Genomic DNA, 19,837 nt, shown 5'->3' with positions numbered 1-19,837 from the left:
GCTAGACACCCATTCTGTTGATAACCGTGTCTATCATTTCGTTGATTACCGAAACAAATCTTGCAGAAGCGTTGTATCCGTGCTGAAATTTGATAATATCCGATAGTTCTTCGTCTATGTTTACGCCCGATACGGAATCTCTCATATCGTGTAATTCCTTCACAATGGCTATTTGTGTGTTTAAGGTCATTTCTGCCTGCTCGCCTTTTAGACCGATTTCGGTTACCGTATCGGCAAAAAAGTCGTCAAATGTGGCTGAGTGCCCTACCATTACGGGAGTATTTCTGATTGCGGCTATTGCAAGAGCGGCTCTGTTGTCTCCCGGATAGGCGACACCTTCGGGACCCTTATAGCCCGAAGCTATGTTTTGTATATCGCTTTTGATTACGGGATTTATTTCCATCCAGCCTGAAGGATGGGCTATAGGAGAAACCGCATATTGGGCTCCTGCCAATACATCAACCGCATTTGCTCTTCCCCAATCATAGGCACCTTCCGGCCCGGCCTGAGAAAGCACACCCGAATAGCCTGCTAAAAATCTTCCCGAATCCTCGATATGACGGATAACAAAGTCAGGATTTTCTTTATCAAGGCTTGTCATACCTTTTAAAACAAGTTTATTGTTTTGGTCAAGGTAAGCAGCCACTTCGGAGCCTGATCTGTTAATCCTTTCTACAAGATCTGAAACCATATCCGTCGAATAATAGGGTACCTGCACAATACCGTTCCCCGAAGAAAGGGTTAAAGTTCCTTCAAGTCCTATTTGTTCACGCGGATCAAGGGTGTTGGTGCCTGTAATTCTGAAGATATAGGAAGAATCATATTCTCCATCGCCGTTTCTGTCAAAATTACCGAGGGTATTGTTTATAAAATATTGTTCCTTAAAAAAATCGATGCCTGTTTTTCCGTTGGGACTCATAGCATTTCTGTGTACATCGTTTACCAAATCGACAAAGTTCATTGTCATTGTATCCAGTTTTCTGATTTCGTCCCGAATATCCGTATCCCTAAGCTCAATCAAAGCGGCTAGTTTTCCCGATTCAAAATGAGCTAAATTACCGGAATCTTCCCAGATAACATCCGCATATTTATCGTTTTCCATTGAGGCCTTAAAATCGAATGTTCGGTGTGTTCTTCCCTGTACTATTTCCAAACCGGCCGTATGAATAACATAAGTTTCGTCTTCATCTCTTTTATCTACGGAAATATCAATAAGAGAAGAAAGTTTTTCGGTTAAAAGGTCTCTTTTATCCATCAAGTCATTGGGATTGTCCCCCATAGCCTTAACTTTAACTATTTCTTCGTTTAGTTTGGCTATCCGGCCTGTTAAGTCGTTAACCTGCTTTACGGTTGCTTCTATGTCGCCGTGTACCATGTCCCTTATGCCCTGTAAACCTCGGAATTGATGATGAATGGCATCCGTTAAGGTTTCGGTTCGGGTGCGGACAACCTGACGGGCAGCATCCGACTCAGGGTAGAGCGACAATTCCTGCCAAGCCTCCCAAAATTGGTCCATTCGGGTTCGGACGGAAATGTCTTCGGGTTCATTGTGAACCTGTTCCAAAAGGGCAATATAAGAGTTTCTTGTTTCCCAATAACCAAGGTCATCGGTAGCCCCTATAATTCTTTGATCTAAAAGTTCATCCCTTAATCGGGTAATCGAACTTATGGTAACACCCTGTCCTATTTGCCCGGGTGTTTCAGCTCTGGTTAAATCTGGTCTGTAAATAGGCTCAAAAGCCTCGAGGTTTACCCTCTGCCTCGTATATCCCTTCGTCGAAGAATTCGAAATATTGTGACCTGCCGTTTGAATCGACTGCTGGTGAGCAAACAAACTCCTTTTTCCTAATTCTATTGCATCAAATGTCGCCATCTATACCTCCATAAAAACTTTTTGCAGCAAATATCAATTTGCGAAAAAAGTTTTTTCAAGCGGTTTGTTTACAAACCGCATATAATAAATTACGATGTTTGCCTGAAAGGCAAACTCGGTAGATAAACAGTGAGGCTGAATTTCTGCCGAACTGTTTATCGTACCTCCATTTACTACCTTCTATAAGACCTCATTTAAAACGAGGCTTGTTATTTCCGTATTAACCCGCTTTCCTGCTGCCGTATAACACTTTCCGTTTCTTTCTTCCGAAATAATATCTACCACGCCCTTAACCAAGGCTTGAGCGTGTGAAACATAATTTGAGAAGACATCATTTTCAATCTTTGAATAAAAAACTTTTTCTTTTAGTTTTTCATATAAAGAATCGATCTTTTTTTTATCCGATGAAGTAAATTGCTTTGTATGCATGTAAAAGTCGAATTCTTGATAATCTTCCTCATCAGCCTGCAAAAGTCCGTATAATCTCTTATCCAAATCCGAAAATTTTACGGAAGCCTCATTTAAGGAACTCAAATTTTTTTCACTTTCCTGCCAGTCTCTATCCAAAACGCCTTGGTACATAGCCTTTTGCAAATTATAGATATTATCAATTAAATCGATTTGTTCATGTAAAATGCTTTTTATGTCTGCTGCAACCGAATGTTTTTCCATAGCAATCTACTCCTCAGAACCAGTATCGGCATATAAAGAAAAAGCATTAGATATTTTTTAATTTATGAAAGGGGTAAATTTTCAGTTGACGTAAGCCGAAAATAAATGTATTATAAATGATATGAAAAAGAATTTTTATTTTTTAGGCTTATGCCTTGTTGTAATTTTAATAAGTTCATGTGCATCCGCACCTGAAACAAAGCCTGTTTCTGTTGCAGAAACTCAGGTAAATGAAGAAAAGCCTCAGCAGGCTCAAAAACCCGCGGTTGTTGAAAAACCTGTAGAAGAGACAAAACCTAAGGCTGAAGCAGCCAAGTCGGCAGATGAAGAGGTTGTAGCCCAATTTGAAGGCGTTTCAATTACCAAAAAGGACAAAGAAATAGCTAAGTCCGAAATTGAAGAGGTTGTAAAAAAATTAAACGAGATAACGGCAAAAAAGGACTATGGACGCTGGAGATACTGGCTTTCAACGGAATATAAAAAAGAGTTTTCAAAGCCTGAAGTATTAAAAAAAACCAGTGAGGGCCTTCCTTCAAATTTAAAGGGAAAGCAGTTAAAAAGCATCGAAGATTATTTTTATTATGTCTTTGTACCATCAAGGCAAAACGGAAGGGTAGATGACATTGTTTATCTGACCCCGACAAAGGTTAGGGTTCTAAAGATAACGGCTACACAAAGTTTAATATTTTATAATCTTGAAAAAATAGGTGATAGATGGCTTTTAGTGCCTTAATAAGATCTAAAAATAGAACTAAAAGTGAAAAAAGTCTATTTTACTACTTGACTTTACAATGAAAATGATTGAAAATAGAGGTATATGTACCAAACTAAGGGGGTAATTGGAAATGCGACGAAAGTCTTTAGTTTTTATAATGATGATATTGTTTTTAGGATCAGCCCTAGTCTTTGCACAGGACCAGAGCTCCGATTCTATGATGACTGTCGAAGAGGCCTATCTTAATTCGATGGAAGGACTAATTATTAGAGAGATGGTTCTTTCTGAAGGAAGAGATGCTAAGTTTGTAGCTTTACAAGTAATTGAAGAAGCTATTGACGGCGGAAGGATAACGCCGGAATTACAGGAAGCTCTTGATTCTCTTGCGACTGTAGGTCTTACCACGCTTGTACGTGAAAACGGTAGGCTTGCAAACAACTATCCGGATGTTAGAAGAGAAGCTTGCCGCCTTTTAGGAAAAGTTAAGAACGAACAGGCAAAGAAGTCTCTTTTGACGGTTATGTACACCGAGAATGAGCCGGTAGTAATCATGGAAGCCGTTAAATCTTTAGGTGATTTGGGTTTTAACAATAACGACGAAGTTGTAGATATGATAAATTTTATCAACCGCAAATTCGACATTATCAATCCTACAAGCTCCTTGGCCCTTGAAGTTCTTAATGCTTATGAAAAATTAGCTCCCACTGTAAAGAATAGGAGAGGGATGACTGAAAATATCATGAGAATTGCCAATAACTTTAACTACGTAACTCCTGTCAGAAACAGAGCTCTGGAAGTTTTAAAATCAGTAATGATCGGACAAAATAAGAACTAAAATTTAACTAAAAATAATGAAAGAGCTGATTTTAGCCTCTGCATCACCCAGACGAAAAGAGATTCTCGATTCGCTGGGTGTTTTATTTTCCGTTAAAATTTCAAATTTTGATGAATCTTTAATAACCGAAAAAGACCCTGTAAAAAAGTGTATATTAACAGCACGCGGAAAGGCTGAAAGCCTTTTTAAAACCTTGCCGCAAAATGAGGGCTCGCAAAAACTGATATTGGCGGCAGATACCCTCGTTTTTGCCGAAAATACAGCCTTTTCAAACGAAAAAATAATCTTCGGTAAACCTAAAAACGAAAAAGAAGCCGAGATGATGCTTAAAAATCATTCCGACTCGGTTCATTTTGTGGTTAGTGCAATCTGCCTGCTCGATTGTAAAACAGGTCAAATAAGTGAAAAGCACAGTGTTTCTAAAGTTTTTTTTAAAAAGCTTTCCGATAAAGAAATTTCCGCTTATCTAAAAACCGAAGAATGGAAGGATGCTGCAGGGGCTTATAAAATTCAAGGTAAAGCTTCCTTTTTTATCGAAAAAATTGAAGGCTCCTATACCGGCATAGTCGGTCTTCCGGTCAGGGAATTGTATGAAATCTTAAATAAAACCGAATTTTTAAAAATATAAAAAATCTCAAAAAAATCTTAAAATGTTGACATATTTAAAAAACCGTGTTATATTGTATAGTAATGACAGAGAATAACACTGGTAAAAACAGTATATTTCCTCAAAATTTAGCAAAAGCACTTGACATAAAGTGCTCCATCAGGGCAAAATTCGCAGCCTCGCAGCCTCGCAGCCTCGCAGCCTCGCAGCCTCGCAGCCTCGTCATGCCCAAATAATAGCCGGACACACACAAATTTACTCAAAGCAATCACACGCACAAGGACAGGAGTACCGCCCTTGTGCGTTTTTTATTTTTTGCAAAAAGCCGGGTTTTACGGATTGGGACTGATTCAATCCAAAAAATACTTAAATAAGGAGTTTGGTTATGACAAACAACACAAGAACCTTGGGAAAAACGAGAGTTGCGGCACTCATCACAGCCGCAATTATAACACTGGCAGTGTTTACAGGCTGTCCGAATGCGGCAAAACCGGAGGCTCCTGCACCTAAGCACGCCGTAAGTTTCAGCGTGGAAGGTTCGGGCGGTACGCTGAAAGCAAAGGCGGACGGCATAACGGAAACGGATATGAGTCCCATCACGGTCGAACAGGGTAAAACCGTGACCTTTACCGCAGTGCCCAATGAAAATTGGGTGGTAAAAAAGTGGACTATTTCAGGCGGTTCGTTTGTATCGGGCGGTACAGAAGACGGCACAACTGCAACGGTAAAAATTACTGCCGGTACAACGGTAAAAGTGATCTTTACCGACTATAAAAGTCTTGACTTTGATACAGAGTTGGATAACTATCTCAAAAGTTCTGAAGCCTCAGCTACAGAGGTAAACTACATAGAAGTAACCGGTCTAAGAGCGGCTGACTTAAAAGGAGATATAGCTCATAACGATCCAAGTCCGCTCGGGAAAGTCTTGTCTGAGAACCCGACTAAAAAGGTTGCCCTCAAGTTCAAAAAGGTAAGGGATCTTACAGATATGAGCTACTGCTTTTACACTTGCCAAAACCTTGTTAAGGCACCTGAAATACCTGCAAACGTTACGAATATGAGTAACTGCTTTAATGCCAGCGGCATTACAAAGGCACCTGCAATACCTGCAGGCGTTACGAATATGAGCCACTGCTTTGATGCTTGCTACGTCCTTGAAGAGGCACCTGCAATACCTGCAAGCGTTAAGAATATGGAAGGCTGCTTTACGGGCTGTTCAGGTCTTAAGAAGGTACCCGTACTAACGGAAGGCGTTGAAAATATAACCTCCTGCTTTGTAAACTGCGTATTTGAAAAGGCGCCTGCAATACCTGCAAGCGTTAAGAATATGACTCAGTGCTTTCAATTCTGTCAAAACCTTAAGGAAGTACCTGCAATACCGGAAGGTGTTAAGACGATGGATCGATGTTTTTGGGGCTGTGGAAGTCTTGAAATGGCACCTACCATACCCAAAACTGTTACAAGCATGGGTAGTTGTTTTCAAGACTGCCTAAATCTCAAAGGTGCTGTGCTTAAGTGTGATTACAAAAATACGTTCTGGAACGCCTTTGCCAGCTGCTACGCCTTAGAAAAAGGCGGCATAAAGGTTCCGCCGACTCAGCTTGAAACATATAAAACGAATGCCGGCACGATGGGAACAGATGCAGATAAGTTTGCAAAAGACGAGTAACTGTCCTCAAGTGTAAAGTTTCCGTACATCTTGTACGGTGCACATTCTTGAGTAACCGCCTCAAGCCGGAAAACCTCCGGCGAGCAGGCGGTTTTTTTGTGTTCCCCTTACAAAACCCGCCTCAGGACTTCGCAATAGCTTGCAGTAATTGACCTCTTGTAGATGTTTTGCCGTCAAGTACTATACAAAATATTCAAAAAACTATATAATAGCCCCATGCCGTTTTTTACGGTAAATATCCGGAAGGATTCACGGTTCTAAGGTTAAGCTATTGAGGCTGCTTTATGGGCTGTAGTCTGTTCCGAGAAATAGAGAAGGTAGGAGCTTTTTAGCTCCAAAGGAGAAACACATGGCAGTAGTAACCATGAAAAACTTACTTGAATCAGGCGTACATTTCGGCCATCAAGTAAAACGCTGGGATCCGAGAATGAAAAAATACATTTTTTCGGAAAGAAACGGAATTCATATCATCGATTTGCAAAAAACAATCGTTGCAATCCGTGAGGCCTATGAAGCTGTCCGCAAAACAACTTCGGAAGGGAAGTCGGTTTTGTTTGTAGGAACAAAAAAACAAGCCCAGCAGACAATTCAAAAAGAAGCTGAAAGATGCGGAATGTTCTATATCAACAACCGCTGGCTCGGCGGAATGCTCACAAACTTTTCAACAATCAAAAAGAGCTTGGCCCGTCTTAAGAAAATCGAAAAAATGGAAGTTGACGGAACATTCGATAACCTGACAAAAAAAGAAATCGCTTCCTTACAAAAAGAAAAATCAAAGCTCGAAAAAAACTTAGGCGGTATCAAGGAGATGAAGGACCTGCCCGGAATCCTCTTTATTATCGATACCCGAAAAGAGGAAATTGCTATCAGAGAGGCCCGCTCCTTAGGTATTCCCATCATCGCTGTTGTAGATACCAACTGCAACCCCGAGGGTATCGACTATCCGATTCCCGGAAACGATGATGCTATCAGAGCTATTTCGCTTTTTACGGGCGTGATAGCCAATGCCGTTATCGAAGCCGATAACGAGCACGGTCTTAAAATCATCGAAAACCTTCAAGAAGATGAAGAGTCCGGTGATTCAGGCGTTGATCCCTATCAGGACAGAGAAGAAGAAATTACCGATTATTCAAACTACACTCCCAAAGATGAAGCTGCCGGAGATGATGAGGATGAAGAAGAAAATTCTCTCGTAAATGATGAGGATTTATACGACGACAAATAAGGAGAAATTTATGGATATTAAAGCATCTGATGTAAAACAATTGCGCGATAAAACCGGTGCGGGTATGATGGAGTGCAAAAAAGCCTTACAGCACTGCAACGGAGACGCTAAAGAGGCTGAAAAATACTTAAAAGAAAAAGGTTTGGCCGCTGTCGAAAAGCGTGCTGACAGAGTAACCAGCGAAGGTATCATCGTTATCAAAAATGATAATAAAAAAGCCGTTATGCTCGAAATGACTTGCGAAACGGACTTTGTTGCAAAAAATGCGGACTTTATCGCTGTCGGAGAAGACATTGCAAAAACGGCCTTTGATAAGGACATTTCTGAAGTTACCCCCGAACTCAATGATAAGCTCTTGGATTTGGCTACCCGCGTACGTGAAAACATGAACCTTACACGCTTAATCAGCGTAAGGGCCGGTGCAGATGAGTACCTTTCACGCTACATTCACTCCGACAAAAAAACGGGTGTTATTGTAGTTTTAAAGTCGGATAAGCCTGAAATCTTTGAAAAGACTGAGGTGCAGGAATTTGCTTATGACTGCTGTTTACATGCAGCCGCCTTTATGCCCCTCTATGTTAAAAAAGAAGATGTAGATGCATCTTATATCAAAGAGCAAGAAGAAATCTTTAAAGGTCAGGTTGCCGAGTTGAATAAGCCGGATAACGTAAAAGAAGGAATTGTTAAGGGGAAAATTTCAAAACACTTATCAGAAATCTGCTTCCTTGAACAAGCCTTTGTCAAAGATGACAAACTTTCCGTTTCAAAGAAAATGGCCGAGGTCGGAAAAGAAGCCGGCGGCTCTTTGAGCTTGTCAAAATTGGTTATTTTTCAATTAGGACTTGGAATGTAAATTAAAATCTTTTAATGCTGCGGGGGTTGTCCTTGCAGCATTAATTCTTATGTGTTAAAATAAAATATAATCGGAGGCAAATTATGATAGAGGAAGTTAAAAAAAATTGTGAAGAAAAAATGAAAAAAACGGTTGCCGCATTAAAAGAAGAATTCAACATGCTAAGAACCGGACGGGCATCTTCCGCTCTTTTTGATAAGATAAGAGTAAGTTGCTATGGCGAGTCTACTCCTCTTAACCAGCTTGCAAATATCTCTATTCCTGAAGCAAGGCTTGTAGTAATTCAGCCCTGGGATAAGGGTTTATTGGTCGAAATCGAAAAGGCTGTTTTACAGGCTGACCTTTCGGTTAATCCCACAAATGACGGAAAGGTTATCCGTATTGCAATTCCGCCGTTGACGGAAGACCGCAGAAAAGACCTTGCAAAAAAGGCAAAGACCATTGCCGAAAATTCGCGGGTTTCAGTACGCAATATCAGACGTGACGGAATTGATGAGGCAAAGAAATTACAAAAGGACGGAAAAATAAGCGAAGATCAGTTAAAAACAGCTGAAGATGCTTTCCAAAAATCCACGGATGCCTACATCGCCGAAATAAACAAGGTACTTGAAGCAAAAGAAAAGGAAATAATGGAAAACTAAATGTCCGATGAGCTAAAACATATCGCCATTGTCATGGACGGCAATGGCAGATGGGCAAAAAAAAGAGGACTGCCCCGTTCTATGGGACATAAGGAAGGGCTTAATACGGTCAAAAGGATAACAAAGGCCGTGTCCGATTTAGGAATTCCTTATATAACGCTTTATATATTTTCTACCGAAAACTGGAAAAGAACCGAAACGGAGGTGGGCTTTTTAATGGGGCTTATTAAACAGCATTTAAAAGCCGAGCTTAAATTTTATGCCGATAATAATATACGTATTGAGCACATAGGCAATTTAAGCGGATTACCTCAAGACATTCAAGATGAAATTAATTCTGTAAGGGAGAAAACTTCCGCTTATACGGGAACTGCAATTGTGCTCGGCATAAATTACGGAGCACATGATGAAATTTTAAGGGCCATAAAGAAACTGAATTCCGAAGAAATTGCCTCGATAAATGAAGAGTCGTTTTCTTTAAAATTGGACACGGGAAAAATTCCGCCTGTAGACCTGCTTATCAGAACCGGAGGAGAAAAGCGTTTAAGCAATTTTTTGCTTTGGCAAAGTGCTTATGCGGAACTTTATTTTACGGATACCTTGTGGCCCGATTGGACAGTAGAAAATTTATATGAAGCAATAGAAGATTATAAAAAACGAAACAGGCGTTACGGAAATGCCTAATTTAATAAAGGGAGAAATAAAATGAAGATTAAAAAAATTATTGAAAGGCTGATTATATTTTTTGTAGGTGCACCTTTAGTTTTAGCTTCAATTTATTTTTTACCTCATTATAATTTTTTGGTTTATCATATCGAATTGTTTATTGCAGCCCTTATTGCAAATTATGAGATTTATAATATTTTATCGCAAAGGTCTCCGGCTTATCCTAAAAAGATACTTGCTTTTTTCGGTACAATTTTAGTTCTGTCATCATACCTGATGGGCTTACATGCCGTACCGTTTCAATATATCTTTATTGTATTCGGATGCGTAACCGCCGGAATGATGTTTATGGAAATTATATTTTCATTGTCGGGGAATTTTATAAATAGCATTGCACGCCTAACAACAGGAATGTTTATGCTGATTTATCCTTGGGGTTTGGCCGTTTATTTATCTGCAATTGCAAGCCTTCCAAATGCAGGGGCTCTTATCATAATGTTTTGTCTTATGACCTTCGGTTGCGATTCCTTTGCGTGGTTTTTCGGGATGCTTTTCGGAAAAAACAATAGAGGCTTTATTAAGGCCAGCCCCAAAAAAAGTATTGCAGGTTTTATAGGCGGCTTCATAGGTTCTGTAACAGCTGCTGTAGGTTCCTTTTATTTTTTTAATAAACAATTTAACGGAAAATTAAAAGAGCTTATAATCATAGCTCTTTTTACGGCCCTCTTTGCCATTATCGGCGACATAATAGAATCTATCTTGAAGCGTTCTGCAGACGTAAAAGATTCAGGTAAGGTAATTTTAGGGCGGGGAGGTATTCTTGACAGTATTGATTCTCTGCTTATAGCTGCTCCCGTATTCTACACCCTTTGTCTATTTTTATTAGGCGGCTTTTAATGGCGAAAAAAAGAGTTATCGTTCTCGGTGCCGGAGGCTCAATCGGAAAAAACAGTCTGGAAATAATAAGGAGATTTTCCGATAGGTTTGTTCTTGCAGGTTTTTCGGTTCATTCGAATTCGGATTTTGCAAAAACTCTTCTAACAGAATTTACCGGTGCACAATTTGTTTCTACAAAAAAAAAGGATTCCGATTTAAAACACGAAATAGATGCGGAAGCTGTCAGACGTCTGCTCGAAAAATCAAAGGCCGACATTGTTATAAACGGTATAGCGGGTTCGGCAGGCTTAAAGGCTTCGGTAGAAGTTATAAAAAGCGGCTTGGATTTGGCCCTTGCAAATAAAGAAACCATAGTAGAGGCGGGGGAGCTGATTTTTCAAGATGCCGAAAAGTCGGGCAGCACAATAATTCCCGTCGATTCGGAGCACGCTGCAATTTTTCAGCTTATAAATGCACACAAAAAAGAAAACATAGAAAAGATTATAATTACCGCCTCAGGCGGCCCCTTTTTAAATACGCCGAGAGAAAAGCTTAGCACAATGAAGCTTGAAGATGCCTTAAAGCATCCGACATGGAAGATGGGTGGAAAGATTACGATAGATTCGGCTTCTCTTGCAAACAAGGCTTTGGAAGTGATTGAGGCTGTAAAGCTCTTTTCTTTTCCGCCGGAAAAAATTGAAGTTACGGTTCATCCTCAAAGTATAATCCATTCGATGGTGCAGTGTAAAAACGGAGAGATATTTGCTCAAGCTTCTCCTCCCGATATGAAAAATCCTATTTTAAATGCTTTAAGTTTTCCTGAGATGCCTGAAAGCTTTTTAAGGCCCTTGGATTTTTCTCAAATTATAAAGTTGGAATTTAGGCCTCCCAGAACCGATGATTTTCCCATGCTGGCTTTGGGTTTTGAAGCGGCTGGAAAAGGAGGCGCCTATCCTATAGCCTTTAATGTTGCAAATGAAGAAGCCGTTGATGCCTTTATCAAAGGGAAAATAGGCTTTACGGATTTAGCCGGTATTACGCAAGAAGTTTTAAATTCGGATTGGACTATGAAACCTTCTTCTTATGAAGAAGTTTATGACTATGAAAACAGAGCAAGAGCGATCGCTTTGGCAAGGATACTTGACAGAGTAAACGGCTTGCAATAAAAGTAAAACGGAATAATTTATGGTTAAGATTTTAATAGGTTTGATTATATTGAGTATCATGGTCTTTATCCATGAGCTTGGACATTTTATTGCCGCGAAACTCTGCGGTGTTGTGGTCGAAAGTTTTTCGATAGGCTGGGGTCCTGTTCTTTTTAAAAAAAAGAAGGGAGACACGGAATATAGAATTTCTGCAATTCCTATGGGCGGTTATTGCGGCATGAAGGGAGAAAAGGCCTTTCAGCAGGCAATCGAAGAAAAGCTCCCTGCAATTCCGAAAAAAGAAGGGGAGCTTTATGGAGTGCATCCTTTTAAGCGGATTATAATTGCCTTTGCCGGTCCATTTGCAAACTATATAAGTGCGGTTCTGGCTCTGGCTATTGTAAGTGCTATCGGTTCAAGCTATTATACAAGCTCGAATAAGATAGCTCCCGTTTACTATTATAACGAAGCCGATGATTCTCCTGCCCGCGAGGCTGATTTAAGGATGGGGGATGTAATTTTAAGCATTAACGGCGAAAAGACTGAAACATTTGCCGACATAGTGCGCCTCATTGTGCCTGAAGCAAAGGAAGAGGTGACGCTGGAAATAGAAAGAGATGGGCAGATCCTCACAAAAAAACTTAGGCCAAAACTCGATCCAAAAACCGGTGCAGGCATAATAGGCTTTTATTCTTTTATTCCCCTTGAAATTGACAGTGTAAAGCCTTCTTCATCTGCCGAACTTGCAGGGCTTAAAAAAGGCGACCTTATTACGGAAGTGAACGGAATTGAAGTTGCCAATACGATAGACTTAAACCGTGCCCTAGGCGGTATAAGCGAAAAGACTGCCGAATTAGGCATTTTAAGGGACGGAAACAAGATTACAAAAACCGTAAACCTTATCAGAACCGAAAACGGAATAGACCTTGGGCTAAAGATTAAAAACATCAAGGTAGAGATTCCAGGAACAGGCTTTTTTAAAAGCATAGTGAACGGCTTTGTTTTAACTCACAAGAGTTTTGTGTTAACATTTAAAAGTTTAGGCCTTTTGTTTAAGGGTGTTGACTTTAGGCAAGCCGTTTCGGGCCCTGTACGCATTACCCATATGTTGGGCGATGTTGCCGCCCAAGGTTTTAAGGCCGGCTTTTTAATCGGGCTTTCGGATATCTTAAACTTTGTAAGCATAATTTCTATTTCTCTTTTTATAATGAATTTATTGCCGATTCCGATTTTGGACGGAGGTTTAATTCTTTTTGCCTTTATAGAATTTATTTTTAGAAGGCAAATTCATCCGAAGGTGTTGTACTATGTTCAGTTTATCGGCATAGCCTTTATCGGCGTAGTTTTTCTCTTTGCCCTCTGGGGAGATATAGGATATTTTTTAGGAAGGTAAGTTTTTAAATATGAAAAAGATTTGTTTTACCATTATAGTTTTTGCTTTGAGTATTTTTTTATTTTCTTGTAATGTAAAAAATGATGAAAAGATTGTTTCGGGTGTTTTTGAAGGAAAGGCCGAAGGCTTAATGGGAAATATAAGCGTAAGGGTTGTGATAGAAAAAAACGAAATTAAAAATATAGATATCTTAGAGTATGCCGATACGCCCGGCTACAGCGATACCGTTTTTGAATACCTGCCTAAGAGGGTTATCGAGAAGGATTCTACAGATGTGGATATTGTGGCCGGTGCTACCTTAACGAGTAAGGCTTTTTTAGAGGCGGTAAATGACGCCTTAAAAAAAGCCGGCCGCTAGAGCTATGCCGAAAAAGAATAAGCCTTGTTAAGTAGGGTTTTCTTTATTGTACTACAATATTTACGAGCTTATCGGGCACTGTAATTATCTTTTTAATCTCCTTGCCTTCAATGTTGCGGACAGCGCCTTCATTCGATAAAGCAAGGCGTTCCAGCTCCTCTTTAGAGGTTCCTGCTTCTGCCTCAAACTTACCGCGGAGTTTTCCGTTTACCTGTACCACCACCGTGCAGGTTTGGTCGACGCAGAATTTTTCGACAAACATCGGCCAGTGAGAATAGGCTATCGATTCATCACTACCCATCTTTTGCCAAAGTTCTTCAGCCAAGTGAGGAGCATAGGGGTTTAAAAGTTTTACAAAATTGTACCAAACATAGTGGGGTATTTTTTTGTGCTTTGAAACCTCGTTTATAAAAATCATCATCTGGCTTATGGCAGTGTTAAAGTTAAGAGAGGCTGTGTCCTCGGTTACCTTTTTTATGGTCTTATTTAAGAGGACAGTCAAGGTCTTGGTTTCAGGGGTTGAGGTATCGTTGACGGGAGTTTTATATATTTCCCTGTCGGACAGATTCCAGATTTTTTCCAAAAACCTAAATACGCCCATGATGCCGCTTGTGTTCCAAGGTTTTGAAACCTCTAAGGGGCCTAAGAACATTTCGTAGAGGCGAAGGGTGTCTGCCCCGTATTCTTTTATGATGTCGTCGGGATTGATAACATTCTTTAAGCTCTTGGACATCTTGGCTATTACCTGCTCAAGTTTTTCTCCGGTTTCAATATCTTCAAATTCGGTTTCAGATATTTTTTTAACCTTATCGACCGGAACAAGGCTCTTGTTTTTTCTCATGTAGGCAAAGGAGGTTATCATTCCCTGATTTACAAGCCGTGTAAAGGGTTCTTTTGTAGAGACCAGCCCAAGGTCATACAAGACCTTGTGCCAAAACCTTGCATACAATAAATGGAGAACAGCATGTTCTGTTCCTCCGACATAGAGGTCCACGGGCATCCAGTAATCGCATTTTTCTTTGTCGGCAAAGGCTTCGTTGTTATGAGGGTCTATAAAGCGGAGATAGTACCAGCAAGAACCTGCCCACTGAGGCATTGTATTGGTTTCCCGTTTTGCTTCCTTTCCGCATTTGGGGCATTTTGTATTTACCCAAGAGCCGATAGCCGCCAAGGGGCTTTCGCCCGTACCTGCGGGAGTATAGCTTTCTACTTGGGGCAGGGTTAATGGGAGATCATGTTCGTCTAGGGGAACTATGCCGCAAGAGGGGCAGTGTACCAAGGGTATGGGCTCACCCCAATAGCGCTGCCGGCTGAAAATCCAGTCACGGAGCTTGTAGTTTACGGCTCTTTTTGCAAGGCCTAAGTTTTCAAGATGTTCCGTGATTTTTGTTTTTGCTTCTTCCGTTTTTAGACCGTCAAACTGTTTTGAGTTTACCGAATAGCCGTCCTCGGTTGTACAAGCCTCAGGCTCCTCAGAAAAGTCTCTTTTTCCGCTTTCCCATTCTTCCGCACCGGCTACAACCTTGATTTTAGGCAGATTGAATTGGGCAGCAAACTCAAAGTCTCTTTCATCATGGGCGGGTACTGCCATAATTGCTCCCGTGCCGTAGGAGATTAAAATATAGTCCGAAATCCAGACGGGGATTTTTTGTTCCGTCAATGGATTGATTGCATAGGCTCCCGTAAAAACTCCGGTCTTGTTTTTTGCGAGGTCTGTTCTTTCGAGGTCGCTTTTTTTTGCGGCCTCTTCGATATAAGCGGCAACGGCTTTTTCTTGGCTGCTTGTAGTTATGCTTTTTACGAGCTCGTGTTCCGGGGCTAAGACCATGTAGGTCGCTCCGAAAATCGTGTCGGGGCGGGTTGTATAAACCTTGATTTTTTGCCCCGTTTCTTTTCCGTCCTTATCGACGAGGGAAAAGTCTACCTCGGCCCCCGTACTCTTGCCTATCCAATTTTTTTGCATGATTTTAATGGATTCGGGCCAGTCAAGTTCATCCAAATCTTCTAAGAGGCGTTCGGCATATTCGGTTATCTTTAAAATCCACTGCCTCAAGTTTTTGCGTTGAATTTGAGCTCCGCATCTTTCGCATTTTCCGTCCTTTACTTCTTCATTGGCAAGGCCTGTTAAGCAGGAAGGGCACCAGTTGATGGGGGCTTCTTTTTCGTAGGCTAATCCTTTTTTAAATAATTGAAGGAATATCCACTGGGTCCATTTATAATAGGATTCTTCGCTTGTAGAGATTTCCCTATCCCAGTCATAACTTAAACCTATCGACTTTATCTGCTTTCTAAATGTTTCCATATTTTTTCGGGTGGTTATAAGAGGATGAACTCCCGTCTTTATGGCATAGTTTTCTGCAGGCAGTCCGAAGGAATCAAAGCCCATCGGGTGGAGTACATTGTATCCGCTCATGCGTAAAAAACGGCTGTAAATATCCGTTGCAGTATAGCCTTCAGGATGCCCTACATGGAGGCCGTCTCCCGAAGGATAGGGAAACATATCCAAAATATAGAGTCTCTTATCCTTAGGATAATTTTTGTCTTCAACTGTTTTAAAGGTTTTGTTTTCTTCCCAATATTTTTGCCATTTGGGTTCTATCGTGCTAAAAGGATAAGCCATATTTTACTCCAAGAAAATTGATGAATCTATCAAAATTGACGGGAAGCATTCTATAGAAAAGAGGAGAAAAATGCAAGTGCCGATGACAGTACCGATAACGGAGAGTTCGGGGCCGCCTACCATAAAGTCGATATAAATGATCGAATTATTCATTCCTATTTTTTTTCTTGCTTTCATCGGAATCTCGTAGGGATTGAAGTACATCCTTTCCTTCCGGAAAAAAGATTTTTAGTTGTGCCGATTTTGTGTAGAATTAATCTTTTATTATTGTCATATCGTTTGCCTGATATTCGGGCATAAAGCGTTTTATAAGGCCGGTTTCAAATTGGATGTTTACTACAAGTTCTCCGCTTGAAGCATCGGCCTTAATTATTGCCCCATAGCCGTAATCGTCGTGATAAATTTTTTCTCCCTTCTTCCATTTGGAAAGAAGGGGATGTGTTTCTTTTTTTGTTCCAAAATCGGCAGGAATTTGTTTCCCGAAGCTGCCTGAAAAAGTAGAATAAGAAGATGAGGCCTCCGAGATGTTTACGAGGTCTTGATCTATTTCGAAGATAAAGCGGCTTGGCTGGGTAAAGCTTAGGCTGCCGTAAAGGCGGCGGGAAGCACAGCTTGTCATGTAGAGAGCATCCTTTGCGCGGGTGCAGGCTACATACATAAGTCTTCTTTCTTCTTCAAGCTCATCGAAGTTTCCGTTATCGCGTGGGAATACTCCCGTTTCAAGTCCCGTGATAATTACGTTTTTAAATTCCAAACCCTTTGTGTTATGAATGGTGATGAGGTTTACGGAATCTTTTTTTTCTTCGGAGCCGGCAAGGCTTCGATCCAATTCTATGTGTTCTAAAAATTCGCTCAAGCCCTTTACCGAAAAATCGTAAAGCGAGGCAGTGTTAGCAAGCTCGTTTAAGTTTGCCGTTTTTTGAGTACCGGAAGCTGCGTCTACTGATTCGTAATATTCGGCAAAGCCCGATTGTTTTAAAACCTCATATATAAAAGGAGCCAAGCCTTCGCCCTTTGGTTCTTCTTTTTTAAAAAAGATGTCTCCGGCTTCTATTATACTGCGTAATTCCTTTATGGTGTTTAAAAAATTCTTTAGGCCTTCTTTTGCTTTTTTTGTGAGAGAGACCGAATTCATGAGGGCAGACATGGCCGATATATAATCGTCCTTAGAATCTAAGCTGAGCTCATCGCTTTTTTGAGAAAACATAAGTTCTCGGGAAAGATCGATTAATTTTTTTTGAGTAATTTCTCCTACACCTCGTGCAGGTTTATTTATGATACGCCTTAGAGCCACTTCGTCCCTTCCGTTTGAGATAAGGGCAAGAACGGCAAGCGCATCTTTTATTTCTTCCCGCTCATAAAATTTTAAAGTACCTATAACCTGATAGGGAATTTTTTTGTGTAAAAAATCCGTTTCAAAATTTAAGGATTGGGCGTTAGTTCTGTACAAGACAGCCCAGTCGGAATATGCTCCTCCATTTTCGACTTCTTGCGATATAAGACGGGCACAAAGTTCCGCCTCGGTTTCCTGATTAGGCAAAAAATAAATATGAGGTTTTTGTCCCTTTCCTCTTTCGGCAACAAGAGTTTTACCGAGACGTCCCGTATTCTTTTTTACGACGGAATCTGCGACCGCAAGAATTTCAGAGTATGAACGGTAATTTTTTTCGAGCCTTATTATCTTCGTGTTTTTAAAAGTATCGGAAAAGGTCAGTATGTTTTGAACTTCGGCTCCGCGGAAACGGTAGATCGATTGGTCATCATCTCCTACAACGCAGATATAGGTATTTTCTCCTGTGAGAACTTTTAAGAATTCAAATTGGGCTATGTTCGAGTCCTGATATTCATCAACCATTATTACGGAAAACCGGTTTTGAAGAGAGGCTCTGATTTGCGGATTTTCTTTTAAGAGCATAACAGGAATCATGATAAGATCCCCGAAGTCTACGTTTCCGGTTTCTTTTAATCTCTTTTGATAGTCGGAATAGATTTTTGCAAATTCGGGATTAGGATCAACTTCCTGCAAAAGCGGATCATCGGGGAGAAGGCAATAATCCTTTGCTCGCGAAATTTTTTTTATGATACCGCGGGCTGCATTTTTTGTAAGGGCAGGGGAGGCTTGCGTCAAAAGGGAAAGAGCGTCGTCGTCGTCATAGATTGTAAAATTATGTGAAAGCCCTGCCCATTCCGCATACATGCGTAAAATCCATGCTCCAAAAGAATGAAAGGTTCGGATCATTGCCCGCTCTGCTCTTTTATCCAGATAAGATGCTCTTTCGGACATTTCTTTGGCAGCTTTGTTTGTAAAAGTTACGGCTAGGATACGTTCAGGTTCGACATTATGCTCGGCAATAAGGTATGCAATTTTGGTGGTAATAACCCGGGTCTTTCCTGAGCCCGCCCCTGCAAGAATCAAAAGAGGAGAACCCTGATGCTTAACAGCCGCAAGCTGCTCTTCATTAAGAATATTCAAATAATCCGGTTGAGCCAAAACAATCCTCCAAAAAAATTAAAGACCTTTCAGTTAAGTTAAGGTTTTGCATTGTACCACGTTTTTACGGATTGTACAATGTAGCAGCGAAATAAATTATGTTAAGGTTAATATTTTAGCGTAAATAAAACAATGGTGTTTTAAACCTGCATCCATACACATATTCGCTTCTTTATGGTATAATATAAACCGTAGGAGGTTATTATGAATCGTAAAATTTTTTGTGAAAAAGATGGAATTTTAATTACATATACTGATAACGATGTATGTTTTGAAGATTCTCAAACAGCCGAAGCTATCTTGCTTACAAATAAAGGGGAAACAATCCATTCTAATTTTGATGTAGAAAAGAATGAATATTTTAAAAATTATCTTAAACAGATTTATCAATCTATAACGGCATTCCGCAATCTTGATGCACTGGAGAGCGCCTGATGCCTAATAGCTCAGAAGTACAATTTTATAATTAAAAGGAGCTCCCATTTACATGAAATCCAAATCCATAAAAAAAATATTCTTATGCCTTATTTTTCTCTTTGCTTTAATTTTAATAGGAATTGCAGGCATAAACATCTACATGCTTAGCTATTCAAAACCTTATATTTATAAAAACATTTCCGCCTTGCCGGAAAAATATGTTGTGATTGTCCCCGGAGCTAAGGTATATAAAAACACGGTTTCACACGTTGTGAGGGATAGGATCGAAGCTGCCGTAAATTGTTTAAAAAACAAAAAAGCTGAAAGAGTTTTGATTTCAGGCGACCACGGAAGAAAGGGCTATGATGAGGTAAACAGAATGCGTATTTTTATGCAGGATATTTACGGCACTGACGAAAATCTAATATTTATGGATCATGCAGGTTTTTCTACCTATGAAACAATGTACCGTGCCCGGGAAATCTTTTGTATTGAAGATGCCGTTGTGGTAACACAGGCCTTCCATACCGCAAGAGCCGTCTACATAGGAAGAAAACTAGGCCTCGATGTTATAGCCTATGAAGCTCCTGAGGTTTTAAGGTACAGCAGGGAAACCCGTATCAGCTGGGAAATAAGAGAAGCTCTAGCAAGGGTAAAAACCTTCTTTTTAGTAATGTTCAATGTGAAGCCTACATTCCTCGGTAAGAAAATACCTATAACGGGAAATGCAAAAGACTCATGGGATTTTTAAAAATAAAGCGTAAAAATAAAGCTAAAAAAT

Annotated in this window: 19 protein-coding genes; 14 read left to right on the top strand and 5 right to left on the bottom strand. The window is 40.3% G+C overall.

What is annotated here, in order from left to right; translation table 11 throughout:
- Position 1: 1 nt before the first annotated feature.
- Positions 2-1,873 carry a flagellar hook-associated protein FlgK gene (flgK, locus tag E4N80_RS08155; RefSeq protein WP_253698749.1) on the bottom strand — a complete coding sequence of 624 codons (1,872 nt, stop codon included), beginning with the start codon at positions 1,871-1,873 and terminating at the stop codon, positions 2-4.
- 180 nt (positions 1,874-2,053) lie between these two features.
- Complete coding sequence (locus E4N80_RS08150) at positions 2,054-2,545, bottom strand: hypothetical protein (RefSeq protein WP_253698747.1); 492 nt, start codon at positions 2,543-2,545, stop codon at positions 2,054-2,056.
- Between the two features lie 121 nt (positions 2,546-2,666).
- Between E4N80_RS08150 and E4N80_RS08145 the strand changes: the two genes are divergently transcribed.
- The 12 genes from E4N80_RS08145 to E4N80_RS08090 all read left to right on the top strand — a co-directional run bounded on the left by E4N80_RS08145 (position 2,667) and on the right by E4N80_RS08090 (position 13,528).
- Positions 2,667-3,278 carry a hypothetical protein gene (locus tag E4N80_RS08145; RefSeq protein ID WP_253698745.1) on the top strand — a complete coding sequence of 204 codons (612 nt, stop codon included), beginning with the start codon at positions 2,667-2,669 and terminating at the stop codon, positions 3,276-3,278.
- A 112-nt stretch (positions 3,279-3,390) separates the two neighbouring features.
- Positions 3,391-4,095, top strand: a complete 705-nt coding sequence (locus E4N80_RS08140; RefSeq protein WP_253698743.1) for a HEAT repeat domain-containing protein — start codon at positions 3,391-3,393, stop codon at positions 4,093-4,095.
- Between the two features lie 16 nt (positions 4,096-4,111).
- Positions 4,112-4,723 carry a Maf family protein gene (locus E4N80_RS08135; RefSeq protein ID WP_253698741.1) on the top strand — a complete coding sequence of 204 codons (612 nt, stop codon included), beginning with the start codon at positions 4,112-4,114 and terminating at the stop codon, positions 4,721-4,723.
- Positions 4,724-5,087: 364 nt separating this feature from the next.
- A complete protein-coding gene (locus tag E4N80_RS08130) occupies positions 5,088-6,371 on the top strand; it encodes a leucine-rich repeat domain-containing protein (protein ID WP_253698739.1) in 1,284 nt (427 codons plus the stop codon).
- 349 nt (positions 6,372-6,720) lie between these two features.
- Entirely contained in the window at positions 6,721-7,596 is an 876-nt protein-coding gene (rpsB, locus tag E4N80_RS08125; protein WP_253698737.1) for a 30S ribosomal protein S2, read from the top strand.
- A gap of 10 nt (positions 7,597-7,606) precedes the next feature.
- The gene (gene tsf / locus E4N80_RS08120) at positions 7,607-8,449 is read left to right on the top strand and encodes a translation elongation factor Ts (RefSeq protein ID WP_253698735.1); all 843 of its coding nucleotides are present in this window, start codon (positions 7,607-7,609) and stop codon (positions 8,447-8,449) included.
- A gap of 83 nt (positions 8,450-8,532) precedes the next feature.
- A complete protein-coding gene (gene frr, locus E4N80_RS08115) occupies positions 8,533-9,090 on the top strand; it encodes a ribosome recycling factor (RefSeq protein ID WP_253698733.1) in 558 nt (185 codons plus the stop codon).
- The gene (locus E4N80_RS08110; RefSeq protein ID WP_253698731.1) at positions 9,091-9,774 is read left to right on the top strand and encodes a di-trans,poly-cis-decaprenylcistransferase; all 684 of its coding nucleotides are present in this window, start codon (positions 9,091-9,093) and stop codon (positions 9,772-9,774) included. It abuts the gene before it with no gap.
- 21 nt (positions 9,775-9,795) lie between these two features.
- Complete coding sequence (locus E4N80_RS08105) at positions 9,796-10,653, top strand: phosphatidate cytidylyltransferase (protein ID WP_253698730.1); 858 nt, start codon at positions 9,796-9,798, stop codon at positions 10,651-10,653.
- On the top strand, positions 10,653-11,798 hold the full coding sequence (gene dxr, locus E4N80_RS08100; RefSeq protein WP_253698728.1) for a 1-deoxy-D-xylulose-5-phosphate reductoisomerase: 1,146 nt from the start codon (positions 10,653-10,655) through the stop codon (positions 11,796-11,798). Before E4N80_RS08105 ends, dxr begins: the two co-directional genes overlap by 1 nt.
- A 19-nt stretch (positions 11,799-11,817) precedes the next feature.
- Positions 11,818-13,170 carry an RIP metalloprotease RseP gene (rseP, locus tag E4N80_RS08095; protein WP_253698726.1) on the top strand — a complete coding sequence of 451 codons (1,353 nt, stop codon included), beginning with the start codon at positions 11,818-11,820 and terminating at the stop codon, positions 13,168-13,170.
- Between the two features lie 10 nt (positions 13,171-13,180).
- On the top strand, positions 13,181-13,528 hold the full coding sequence (locus E4N80_RS08090) for an FMN-binding protein (protein ID WP_253698724.1): 348 nt from the start codon (positions 13,181-13,183) through the stop codon (positions 13,526-13,528).
- 43 nt (positions 13,529-13,571) lie between these two features.
- On the opposite strand, the gene leuS is transcribed toward E4N80_RS08090, so the two are convergent.
- From leuS to E4N80_RS08075, 3 genes are all read right to left on the bottom strand, one after another.
- Positions 13,572-16,148 carry a leucine--tRNA ligase gene (gene leuS, locus E4N80_RS08085; protein WP_253698722.1) on the bottom strand — a complete coding sequence of 859 codons (2,577 nt, stop codon included), beginning with the start codon at positions 16,146-16,148 and terminating at the stop codon, positions 13,572-13,574.
- Positions 16,149-16,151: 3 nt separating this feature from the next.
- Positions 16,152-16,325 (bottom strand): aminopeptidase, encoded by a 174-nt coding sequence (locus E4N80_RS08080; RefSeq protein WP_253698720.1) that lies wholly within the window; start codon positions 16,323-16,325, stop codon positions 16,152-16,154.
- Positions 16,326-16,401: 76 nt separating this feature from the next.
- The gene (locus E4N80_RS08075; protein WP_253698718.1) at positions 16,402-18,639 is read right to left on the bottom strand and encodes an ATP-dependent helicase; all 2,238 of its coding nucleotides are present in this window, start codon (positions 18,637-18,639) and stop codon (positions 16,402-16,404) included.
- A gap of 204 nt (positions 18,640-18,843) precedes the next feature.
- On the opposite strand from E4N80_RS08075, the gene E4N80_RS08070 reads away from it, so the two are divergent.
- Positions 18,844-19,074 carry a hypothetical protein gene (locus E4N80_RS08070; RefSeq protein WP_253698716.1) on the top strand — a complete coding sequence of 77 codons (231 nt, stop codon included), beginning with the start codon at positions 18,844-18,846 and terminating at the stop codon, positions 19,072-19,074.
- Between the two features lie 52 nt (positions 19,075-19,126).
- The gene (locus tag E4N80_RS08065) at positions 19,127-19,807 is read left to right on the top strand and encodes a SanA/YdcF family protein (protein WP_253698714.1); all 681 of its coding nucleotides are present in this window, start codon (positions 19,127-19,129) and stop codon (positions 19,805-19,807) included.
- The last annotated feature ends 30 nt before the right edge of the window (positions 19,808-19,837 follow it).

Source organism: Treponema denticola (genome assembly GCF_024181605.1).
Taxonomy (GTDB): domain Bacteria; phylum Spirochaetota; class Spirochaetia; order Treponematales; family Treponemataceae; genus Treponema_B; species Treponema_B denticola_B.
The sequence above is the reverse complement of the archived record's forward strand: the minus strand, read 5'-3'. Positions and strand labels throughout refer to the sequence as shown.